The sequence below is a fragment of the Okeania sp. SIO2B9 genome (genome assembly GCF_010672505.1).
In the GTDB taxonomy this organism is placed as follows: Bacteria; Cyanobacteriota; Cyanobacteriia; order Cyanobacteriales; family Microcoleaceae; genus Okeania; species Okeania hirsuta.
Genome location: NZ_JAAHGK010001824.1, coordinates 1 through 1,020 on the forward strand (window position 1 = coordinate 1; position 1,020 = coordinate 1,020).

General features: G+C 32.5%; 1 protein-coding gene. It reads left to right on the top strand.

Annotated elements, in window-relative coordinates; translation table 11 throughout:
- Positions 1-811, top strand: an 811-nt coding sequence (locus F6K13_RS34735) for an Hpt domain-containing protein (RefSeq protein WP_287290191.1), incomplete at its 5' end; no start/stop codon positions are given.
- Positions 812-1,020: the final 209 nt, after the last annotated feature.

A 1,020-nucleotide genomic window follows, 5' to 3' on the forward strand; every position in this document is an offset into this window, starting at 1 on the left:
AGAAGCAATTACTACTAATGATCCTAAGGCATTACGATCGGCAGCTCATACCATGCGTTCTAGTAGTGGTAATCTGGGAGCAGTTACTATGGGAAATATATGTCATCAGTTGGAAAATTTGGGACGAGCAGATACTACCATAGGAGCAGCAGAAATTTTTCCTACACTCGAAAATGAGTACGAAGAATTTAAGCGATATTTAATTAATTTTAAATCTCGTAATAATATTGATTTGCCAACTGCTGAAGTAACTTCTGTCACTGAAGATATTTCTGCTAATACTTTCAGTAATTCAGTTGAGACTTCTGAAGTAACTTCTGTCACTGAAAATATTTCCGCTGATACTTTCAGTAATTCTATTAATCACTCAGTTGAGACTTCTGAAGTAACTTCTGTCACTGAAAATATTTCCGCTGATACTTTCAGTAATTCTATTAATCATATTCAGCACTCAGTTTTAGATTTAACAGTTTTAGATTCTATTCGCCAATCATCAGGCACAAATGCAAATGATGTTATCGCTAAAATGATTGAGGATTATTTAAAAAATGTCGCTCATTATATGGAACAAATTTTAAATGCAATTGCTATTAATTCAACAAAAAAATTGAAACAGTATACTCAACTTTTGGGTGTTTATAGTTCTAACATTGGAGCAATAAATATTCCTATTTTATGTGATAAATTAGCAAATTTACCTGGTTCTGAATTAATAACTGAGGGAATGGATTTGGTCTTAGAGCTTGATAGTGAATATGAAAAAGTAATAATAGCTTTGAAACAGGAATTATTGAGTTATGTAAATTCTTAAAAATTTTACTGTTTTTCATAGCTTATATCAAATCCGTTTAATTCGGTATAAAAAAATGTTCTATCTTCAACCATTACCAAATATTTCTCGATCTCCCCATCTCCCCATCTCCCTATCTCCCTAACTCCCCTACTCCCCTACTCCCTACTCACCATCTAATTAGGGCTTGCTGATTAAATCTAAAAGTCTTTATAGATAAAGGTAAGTGC